Source organism: Streptomyces sp. NPDC002690, from assembly GCF_053592415.1.
Window position 1 is genome coordinate 1 of sequence record NZ_JBSFVR010000317.1, and the last position, 8560, is coordinate 8560.

Here is an 8560-nt window from a genome sequence, read left to right on the forward strand (position 1 = left end):
GACTTGTGAGCAGTGGTGTCCTATACCGCTCCCCAGCCGGGGGGGGGGGGGCGGGCCCCCCCCCCCCCCCCCCGGGCCCCCGCGCCCCCCCCCCCCCCCACGTCGAGCCGGTCGGAGGAGATTTCCACGAGCGCCTCGGGGGGCAGACCCGCCTCGGCGAGGGCCGCGAGGGCCCCCACCCGGCGGTCGCGGATCTGGTGGAGATCGCCGAGGCCGCTGACGTACGCGACGCTCCGGTGGCCTGCCTGGAGGAGGTGGCCCACGGCCAGCGCCCCGCCGCGCACGTCGTCCACGGAGACGGAACAGGAGTCCGGGCCGGAGGCCACCCGGTCGACCAGGACGAACGGAATCCGGTGGCGGCCGAACGACTCCAGGTTGTGTCCGCTCGCGTCCGCCGGGGTGACCAGGACGCCGCAGACCCTCTGTTCGGCGAAGAGGCCGAGGTATTCGGCCTCCTCGGCCGGGTTCTGGTCGCTGTTGCAGACCATGACCCCGAGGCCGGCCTTCCGCGCGGCGCGCTCCGCGCCCCGGGCCACGTCCACGAAGAACGGGTTGCCCATGTCCAGGACGAGCAGCGCCATGATGCGGCTGCGGCCGGCCCTGAGCTGGCGCGCGGACTCGCTCCGTACGTAGCCCAGCTCCTCGATGGCGGCGAGAACGCGGGCGCGCGTCTCCGGCAGCACCGCGTCGGGCCGGTTGATGACGTTCGAGACCGTGCCCACCGAGACGCCGGCCCGCCGGGCCACATCCTTGATCCCTGCCACACGCGCCACTTGTCCTGCCCCACTGATGCCCGCTGCTGCCCCCGCCGCCATGACCGGTCGGCGGATCTTCCCCATCGTACGGAGAACCGTCACCGGTCCGGGAGCCGGGCGGGCTCATGAAATGATTCAATCCGCGTCGGGTCCGACCCGTCCTCGGACATCGGGCCGACGGGGCCCTCCGTCGTCCGGGCGCGGGGTTCACGTCGCCCTGGCCACCGTGGCTGAATCAATTCAGGCCGACACGGACGCCGACCGGGCGGGCGCGGGCCCCGGGCGGGCTCAGAGTCCGTGCTTCTTCAGGATGGCCTCGATGTCGCTGAAGTCGTCCCCCGGCTCCGCCTTCCCCTTCCCGCCGGGCCCCGCCCCGGGACGGGTGCCGGGGCGCTGTTCGCCGGCCGCCGGGCGGAGGGAGGGCGCGGAGGCGGCCGGGGCGATCCGGTCGCTCTCCCCGCCCCCGCGCGCGGCCTTGCGCTCCTCACGGGTCAGCCCTCGGCGACGCTCCACGGCCCGGGTGGTGACGAAGAGCAGCCAGGCGGCGCCGAGCAGTACGAAACCGATCCACACGCTCGGCTTGAACGCGATCCCGGCCACCCACTCCACGACGCCCGTCAGGACGAGACCGATCGGGACGAGCGAGTACGCGGCGATCCTGGCCGCGGCGAGGAACCTCTTGCGGTACGCCGTCACCGCGGCGATCCCCAGGCCCGCCGCCGAAGCCGCGGAACAAATGGTCTCGGCAATCATCGGAGCCTCCAGCGGCAGGAACGGACGTCCTCTCCATCGTGCACCGCCTGTCGGGGACCGGGCCATGCCGTCGGCCGTTCGTCAGGGACTTTTCGGGGTCCGGCTCCTCCTGAAGGCCGTCCCGCCGTTCCTGGCGGCTCGCCGATTGGGTGGTCTCCGTGCCTGCTGAAAGACTGGCCGCATGAGCGATTCCACCCCCGCAAGCCCCGTCGTCGTCGATCTCTGGTGCGAGCTCGAATGCCCCGACTGCCACCGCGCCCTCACCGATGTGCACGCCCTGCGCGCCCGGTACGGCGACCGTATCGAGATCCGGCTGCGGCATTTCCCGCTGGAGAAGCACAAGCACGCGTACGCGGCGGCCCAGGCGGCGGAGGAGGCCGCGGTCCAGGGCAAGGACTGGCCGTACATCGAGGCGGTGCTGGGGCGGACCTCCGAGCTGTCCCGTGCGGGCGAGCCGTTGCTTCTGGAGGTCGCCGGTGAACTAGGCCTGGACGCCGAGGAGTTCGACACCGCCCTGATCGACGGCCGGCACCTGCTGATCGTCGACGCCGACCAGGCCGAGGGGAAGGCGATCGGGGTGACCGGCACCCCGACCTATGTCGTCGGTGACGAGCGCCTCGACGGCGGGAAGAGCCAGGACGGACTGCGCGAGCGGATCGAGTCCATCGTCGACCGGCTGCTCGCGGCCCAGGGCTGACCGGCCGGCGCGGTGAAGGGCTCCGGTGCCTTTCGCCGCGCCCGGGCCGGCGCCCCGGCCACGGCGTTACAGGGCCTTCACCACGTTGTGCGAGACGGGCTCGTACCCCAGCGACTCGTAGAGCCTGCGGGCCGGCGTGTTCGAGGTGAAGACGTGCAGCCCGATCCGGTCGAAGCCGGCGCTCCGCGCCATGTCGTCGGCGAGTCCCATGAGGGCACGGCCGTACCCCCGCCCCCGGAACTCCGGGTCCACCTCGACGGAGAAGACGTGCCCGACCGGCTCGCCGGGCCCGGTGGGACGGCCGGAGACCCAGACGTGGCCCACGGTCCGGCCGTCCTCCTCGCGTTCCAGGACGTCGATGTACGCGCCGGGAGTGGCCAGACCCAGTGGGAGGAGCCGGGCGTGGTCGGTCTCCGACTTGTGGCGGGCCTGCTCCTCGGGGACGCCGCGCTCGGCCCACTCCCGCGCGTACTCCTCGTGGCGGGTGGCCAGCCACGGTACGAACTCCGCGGGCCGCATCGGGCGCCCTGCCAGACCGGGCGGGAGGACGGCGGCCGTCGCGGCGGTCGCCTTCTCCATGTTCCGGCTGCGTTCGGTGTAGCCGAGCACGGCCGCGAGCCCCAGCGCCGCTTCGTTCCCGGCCGGGATCCGGGCGCGCACCTCCACGCACCCCCACTCCCGCAGCACCTCCTCGGCGGCGAGCGAAGCGATGATCGCCCTCCCCCGGCGGCGGCGGTGCTCCTCGACGCGGAGACCTTCGAGCATCCCGGTGGCCGGACCGAAGGCCGGGTCCGTGGAGAGGGTCACGGCGCCGACGGGCCGCCCGTTGTCGCACACGGCGTACGTACGGGTCCGCGCGCCGTCGGCGCTCTGCTGGGTCGGCCCGGTCGGCCGCAGGGTCGTGGTCACCGGACCCGTTCTACCGGCCCGGCGCCTCCCGGTCACCCCCGTTCGCGGAAGCGGGCCGCCATCCGGGCGGAGGGTCCTCAGGGGTGAGGGGCGGCTCCGGACGCCACGGCCAGTAGCCGGGCGGCCTTCAGCTCGGTCTCGTCCCACTCCCGCTCGGGGTCGGAGCCCCAGGTGATGCCCGCCCCGGTACCGAAGCGCAGGAGCGGCACGGGTCCGGTGCGGTCGGTCCAGAAAGTGCGTATGCCGACCGCCAGCTCGGCCGTCGACCGGTCGGCGTCGACCCAGCCGACCGCGCCGCAGTAGGGGCCGCGCGGCGCGGTCTCCAGCTCCTCGATGATCCGCAGCGCGCTGGACTTCGGGGCACCGCTCACCGAGCCCGGCGGGAAGGCGGCGCCGAACAGCTCGGGCCAGCCCGCCCCGTCGCCGAGCTCCCCGCGCACGGTGGAGACGAGATGGACCAGACCGGGGTGCTTCTCCACCACGCAGAGATCGGGGACGGTCACGGTGCCGGTGGCACAGACACGGCCCAGATCGTTGCGGACCAGATCGACGATCATCACGTTCTCCGCGTGGTCCTTCTCCAGCAGATCCGCCTCGGTGCGCCCGGTTCCCTTGATCGGCCCGGACTCGACGGTCCGCCCGTCCCGCGACAGGAACAGCTCCGGGGAGGCGGTCGCGATCTCGATCCCGTGCCCGGGCAGCCGGAGGGTACCGGCGTAGGGGGCGGGGTTGCCGCGCGCGAGGAGCGCCGTCAGCGCGTCCATGTCGGCGCGGTCCGGATCGGGCAGCGGCGCGGAGAGCACCCGGCAGAGGTTCGCCTGGTAGACCCCGCCGGTCGCGATGTGCGCGCGGATGCGGCGTACGGCGTCCTGGTAGCTCTCGCGGTCCATCGAGGAGGTCCACTCCCCGGCCCCGGGGCCCCGCCAGGCTCCGGGCACGGGCGGGGGCACCGCTTCCTCGCGTACGGAGGAGAAGCGCGCGCACACGACACGCCCTTCGAAGTCTGCGGAGACGGCCCAGAAGCCTGCGGAGTCGAGGGCCGCTGGATCGCTGGTCACGTCCAGCAGACCGAAGGCTACGAGGCCGCCGAAGCGGGCCATGGGGGCGATGTCGGACACGCGGTCGAGTGTAGGCCGGGGGCCCTCCGGACCGGGGTGGAGCGAGGGGGCCGCAGCACGCTGCGCAAACGCGTTTTTGTGCTGGCCCAGGAATCCGCTAGAGTTCAACACGTCGCCGGGACGCGCAAGCGAAACGGGAAAGACAAGCGGACGTAGCTCAGTTGGTAGAGCGCAACCTTGCCAAGGTTGAGGTCGCCAGTTCGAACCTGGTCGTCCGCTCGCAGGAAAAAGGGGGATCTTCCCGAAACCCCTGATTCTGGTGGAGTGGCCGAGAGGCGAGGCAACGGCCTGCAAAGCCGTCTACACGGGTTCAAATCCCGTCTCCACCTCCAAGGACGATTAGCTCAGCGGGAGAGCGCTTCCCTGACACGGAAGAGGTCACTGGTTCAATCCCAGTATCGTCCACTGATCCGCAAGGATCTTCCCGCGCGATTAGCTCAGCGGGAGAGCGCTTCCCTGACACGGAAGAGGTCACTGGTTCAATCCCAGTATCGCGCACGCAGTACACGCAGGTTCGCCCTGCGCGATTAGCTCAGCGGGAGAGCGCTTCCCTGACACGGAAGAGGTCACTGGTTCAATCCCAGTATCGCGCACCACGGAAAACCCCGGTCGTCCCCACGACCGGGGTTTTCGCTTTGCCCGCGCTCCTGTTCCCGGGAGGTCCGGGAGGTCCGGGAGGTCCGGGAGGTCCGGGTGTGCCGCCCGGCGTGACCGGCGGGCGGCTGCCGGGCTCAGGAGGAGAAGAGCATCCGGCCGAAGCTCTTCTGCCGGTGGTGGTGGTCGTAGTGGCCGCCGCCGTGGTGCTGCTGCTGCGGGGCGCCCCACGCGGGGCCTGCGGCCGGGTACGCCTGCGGGGCCGGCGGCGCGGGCGGCGCCTGCTGCGTCCACTGCGACTCCAGCCGCGTCAGAGCCTCCAGCTCGCCGAAGTCCAGGAATATCCCCCGGCAGCCGCTGCACTGCTCGATCTGGACACCATTGCGGTTGTACGTGTGCATCTGCGCGTGGCACTTCGGACACTGCATCATCGGCTGAGCTCCTCGCCGTTCGGTGGTCCGCCACCGGAATTCCTGCCCGATGACGGTCGGTTCACCCTACGACGTGCCGCGTGCCGCCAACTCGGGCGGGAGCGAGGCGATACGGGCGCACGCGTCGGTCATCATCCGCTCGACCTCGTCGGGTTCCCTGCCCTGCTCCGCCGCTTTGGCGAGGGCGAGGGCGGCGGTCTGCACCGTGAGGGCCCGGGCGGGCACGTCGAGTTCGGGCCAGGGGTCACCGGTCGCCTGGACGGCCGGGCCGCCGGCCGCGCGGTAGGCGTCCAAAAACCGCGTCCAGACCGTCCCCGGCAGCAGACCGGCGGCGTACCAGGCGGCGGGCCTGGCGAGGTCCCAGGCGGGGTCGCCCGTCCCCGTGTCGTCGATGTCGATCAGCAGCCAGGGGCCGCCCGGGACCGGGTGGCGGACGAGCTGGCCGAGGTGCAGGTCGCCGTGGCAGAGGAACCCCGCACGGCCGGCCGGAGCCCTCGCCTCGTCCCGGGCCCATCCGGGCAGCGCCGCCCATGCGGCGAGGACCGCTTCGCGGGCCGGGTCGACGGAGCGGGCCGACCGCATCCGGGCGACGGCGAGCGCAGCCTTGGCGGGCCCCCGCATCGGCGGGAGCGACGCCGGGGGCGCGGTGCGGTGGAGGCGGGCGAGGAGGACGGCCGCCTCCTCCCAGGGAGCCGCCTCGTGGTCCTCGGGGTCGACGGGGTCTCCGTACGGCCAGAGCGTGACGGGGCGTCCGTCCGCGCCCGGGAGCGGGGGCGGCGTGGGGAGGGGCCGCTCGGGGAGGGGCGGCAGCAGCACGCCGCGGAGCGCGGGGGCGGCGGCAAGGGCGAGGCGGGCGGCGAACTCCGGGCCGCCGGTACCGGGGGCGTGGGCCTTCGCGACGATGTGGCCGCTGCGGACGACGGTGCCGTCCGGCCGGTCCGCGAGTACCGCGGGCGGCGGACAGGGGCAGCAGGCGCCGGAGTCCGGGTGGGCGGCAGCGTGGGCCAGGCCGCCCAGCGTGCGTACGACCTCGGCGCTGCTCACGGGTCCCCCGACGAGAGTGGTGGCAAAGCCCAAGGTTAAGGGCTGGGGCTCGCGGCCCCGGAGGGTGCGCGGGTCCCCGGGCCCGCTCGTGCGTCGCTGCGGCGGCCCGAAGTGTGCGCGGGTGACCCGGCTCGCGGTGGTTCCGAGAGCGCGCGATGTCCGGCCGGCTCCCCAGCCGGCCGGACACACGCTGTCGTCCGCCGTACCCCCGTCCCCACGGGGCTGTTGGCCGGATGGCCGGTCCGGACCGCTCTTCCGGACCGGGGGGCGCCGCTCAGCGCCCCATCATCACGCCCACGGACGACGCCTGTGTGACCACTGATTCCCAGCCGCCGAAGACGACCACCAGCAGTGCCGCCAGGGGAAGGACCATGGCCGCCGCCACGAGCGGGTGGCGGGTGCCGGACGGACGGCCGCCGAACGGCGCGTACGCCTTGCGTCCCCGCGCGCGGAGCGTGGTCCGCGCGGCCGAGTCCGGCATGGTTCCTCTCCTGACCGAGATGAACGTCGGCGGCCGATCCCGGCCGGGAGGGTTCCGCCCCCGTTCGTTCCCAGCCTAGGGAGGGTGGGCCGGACGGGCGTCATGCCCGCGTACCGATCGGCGGGCCTCCAGGAGGATGAGCCACGGGCAGCCGGAGTACTCCCCTGGGTGGAGACGGGGTGTACATGGGTGGAGACGGGGTGTACGGGGGTGGAGCCGGGCCGGGGACCTTCCGGCCACGGGCGGTGGCCGTCCTGGGACGCGGCACAACGGGTGACATCACTCACGCCGCACCCCTCGGACAGCCCGCTCCCCCGGTGGCGGGGAAGCCGGGCCCCAGGGCTCGCGAGACGCGGGCCGGGACCCCTCGGGGGCGGCGCCGGGCCGACCCGAGTACGGCGGGGAGGCACCAATCCCCGCACACCGGTGCCCCTTTGGCACCGGCAGGGGAGGGAATCGCCCGTATCGGCTTGCTGCTGACCGTTCTTCACGCGTCCGGTTCGGTACGGACAATCGAATCCCCGGTGAAGGCGCGGCCTCTGAGCGCGCCGGGCGCCGGGTACGTAAGCTGTGCCTCGTCAGGCGGACCAGGCAGCGGGGATGGGCAGACGATGGCGATGATGCGGCTCCGGCGCGAGGACCCGCGTCTCGTCGGCTCGTTCCGGCTGCACCGGCGGCTCGGGGCCGGCGGGATGGGTGTCGTCTATCTGGGTTCGGACCGACGGGGGCAGCGGGTCGCGCTCAAGGTGATCCGGCCCGATCTGGCGGAGGATCAGGAGTTCCGGTCCCGGTTCGCGCGCGAGGTGTCCGCCGCGCGGCGCATCCGGGGCGGCTGTACGGCCCGGCTGGTGGCCGCCGATCTGGACGCCGAACGGCCCTGGTTCGCCACGCAGTACGTACCGGGTCCCTCGCTGCACGACAAGGTCGCCGAGGAGGGCCCGCTGTCCGCCTCCGAGGTCGCCTCGATCGGGGCCGCGCTCTCCGAGGGGCTGGTCGCGGTGCACGAGGCCGGGGTGGTGCACCGGGACCTCAAGCCGTCGAACATCCTGCTCTCCCCCAAGGGCCCCCGGATCATCGACTTCGGTATCGCCTGGGCGACCGGGGCGAGCACGCTCACCCACGTCGGCACGGCGGTCGGCTCCCCCGGCTTCCTCGCGCCGGAACAGGTGCGCGGCGCGGCGGTGACGCCCGCGACGGACGTCTTCTCGCTGGGCGCCACGCTCGCGTACGCGGCGACTGCGGACTCCCCCTTCGGGCACGGCAGTTCCGAGGTGATGCTGTACCGGGTGGTGCACGAGGAGCCGCACCTCTCCGAGGTACACGACGCGCTCGCTCCGCTGGTGCGGGCGTGTCTGGCGAAGGACCCGGAGGAGCGGCCGAGCACCCTGCAGTTGTCGATGCGACTCAAGGAGATCGCGGCGCGCGAGGCGCAGGGCCTGCACGAGAGCCGTCCGCCCGTCCAACGTTCCGCGCACGAGGCCGACCGGCCCACCGGCCGGCTCGACGGCCCGTACACCGAGCAGCAGACACGCAGGCACGAGGGGCCGTCGACCGGGCGCTCGCCGCAGGGCCGTCGTCCCGCGCCCGCCCCGGCGGGTCCGGGAACGTCCGGGAGCACGTCCTCGGCTTCGGTGTCCGCCTCCCGGCCGGGTCCGGGGGCGGCCCGTCCGGGATCCGTACGGTGCCCGCCGGGGAGTGGATGCGACCGAAGATCCGGTCCAGCACCCAGGAGAGGACGTAACCGAAGGCCAGCCCGAGGAAGATCGCGATGCGCGACC

General features: G+C 73.4%; 8 protein-coding genes, 5 tRNA genes and 1 pseudogene. 7 read left to right on the forward strand and 7 right to left on the reverse strand.

The features are described 5' to 3' along the window. Positions 1-47: 47 nt before the first annotated feature. Positions 48-773 (reverse strand): annotated as a pseudogene (locus ACWD3D_RS28780) (LacI family DNA-binding transcriptional regulator); the annotation flags it as partial. A 270-nt stretch (positions 774-1043) separates the two neighbouring features. Beyond that, positions 1044-1508, reverse strand: a complete 465-nt coding sequence (locus ACWD3D_RS28785; protein WP_451463701.1) for a hypothetical protein — start codon at positions 1506-1508, stop codon at positions 1044-1046. Between the two features lie 181 nt (positions 1509-1689). Between ACWD3D_RS28785 and ACWD3D_RS28790 the strand changes: the two genes are divergently transcribed. Beyond that, positions 1690-2205: a DsbA family protein gene (locus ACWD3D_RS28790; protein ID WP_451463702.1), complete on the forward strand. Its 516-nt coding sequence runs from the start codon at positions 1690-1692 to the stop codon at positions 2203-2205. 66 nt (positions 2206-2271) lie between these two features. On the opposite strand, the gene ACWD3D_RS28795 is transcribed toward ACWD3D_RS28790, so the two are convergent. Together ACWD3D_RS28795 and ACWD3D_RS28800 are read right to left on the reverse strand one after the other, a co-directional pair. Beyond that, positions 2272-3114 carry a GNAT family N-acetyltransferase gene (locus ACWD3D_RS28795; protein WP_451463703.1) on the reverse strand — a complete coding sequence of 281 codons (843 nt, stop codon included), beginning with the start codon at positions 3112-3114 and terminating at the stop codon, positions 2272-2274. A gap of 77 nt (positions 3115-3191) precedes the next feature. Next, positions 3192-4214 (reverse strand): chorismate-binding protein, encoded by a 1023-nt coding sequence (locus ACWD3D_RS28800; protein ID WP_451463708.1) that lies wholly within the window; start codon positions 4212-4214, stop codon positions 3192-3194. Between the two features lie 164 nt (positions 4215-4378). On the opposite strand from ACWD3D_RS28800, the gene ACWD3D_RS28805 reads away from it, so the two are divergent. From ACWD3D_RS28805 to ACWD3D_RS28825, 5 genes are all read left to right on the forward strand, one after another. Continuing rightward, positions 4379-4451: transfer RNA gene (locus tag ACWD3D_RS28805), tRNA-Gly, on the forward strand. A 39-nt stretch (positions 4452-4490) separates the two neighbouring features. Continuing rightward, positions 4491-4564 (forward strand) — tRNA-Cys (locus ACWD3D_RS28810). Position 4565: 1 nt separating this feature from the next. Further along, positions 4566-4637: transfer RNA gene (locus tag ACWD3D_RS28815), tRNA-Val, on the forward strand. A gap of 21 nt (positions 4638-4658) precedes the next feature. Beyond that, positions 4659-4730: transfer RNA gene (locus ACWD3D_RS28820), tRNA-Val, on the forward strand. 23 nt (positions 4731-4753) lie between these two features. After that, positions 4754-4828 (forward strand) — tRNA-Val (locus ACWD3D_RS28825). Between the two features lie 135 nt (positions 4829-4963). On the opposite strand, the gene ACWD3D_RS28830 is transcribed toward ACWD3D_RS28825, so the two are convergent. The 3 genes from ACWD3D_RS28830 to ACWD3D_RS28840 form a co-directional block, all read right to left on the reverse strand. Next, positions 4964-5257: a TFIIB-type zinc ribbon-containing protein gene (locus ACWD3D_RS28830; RefSeq protein WP_451463704.1), complete on the reverse strand. Its 294-nt coding sequence runs from the start codon at positions 5255-5257 to the stop codon at positions 4964-4966. A gap of 66 nt (positions 5258-5323) precedes the next feature. After that, on the reverse strand, positions 5324-6301 hold the full coding sequence (locus ACWD3D_RS28835; protein WP_451463705.1) for a phosphotransferase enzyme family protein: 978 nt from the start codon (positions 6299-6301) through the stop codon (positions 5324-5326). A 274-nt stretch (positions 6302-6575) separates the two neighbouring features. Beyond that, positions 6576-6782, reverse strand: coding sequence for a hypothetical protein (locus tag ACWD3D_RS28840; protein WP_451463706.1), 207 nt, complete (start codon positions 6780-6782; stop codon positions 6576-6578). Positions 6783-7393: 611 nt separating this feature from the next. On the opposite strand from ACWD3D_RS28840, the gene ACWD3D_RS28845 reads away from it, so the two are divergent. Beyond that, positions 7394-8560, forward strand: a 1167-nt coding sequence (locus ACWD3D_RS28845; protein WP_451463707.1) for a serine/threonine-protein kinase, incomplete at its 3' end; no start/stop codon positions are given.

Bases quoted from the DNA above. Each gene is read 5' to 3' on its own strand.
- ACWD3D_RS28840 (WP_451463706.1), bottom strand. From the start codon at position 6,782: ATGCCGGACTCGGCCGCGCGGACCACGCTCCGCGCGCGGGGACGCAAG.
- ACWD3D_RS28800 (WP_451463708.1), bottom strand. From the start codon at position 4,214: ATGGCCCGCTTCGGCGGCCTCGTAGCCTTCGGTCTGCTGGACGTGACC.
- ACWD3D_RS28790 (WP_451463702.1), top strand. From the start codon at position 1,690: ATGAGCGATTCCACCCCCGCAAGCCCCGTCGTCGTCGATCTCTGGTGC.
- ACWD3D_RS28785 (WP_451463701.1), bottom strand. From the start codon at position 1,508: ATGATTGCCGAGACCATTTGTTCCGCGGCTTCGGCGGCGGGCCTGGGG.
- ACWD3D_RS28830 (WP_451463704.1), bottom strand. From the start codon at position 5,257: ATGATGCAGTGTCCGAAGTGCCACGCGCAGATGCACACGTACAACCGC.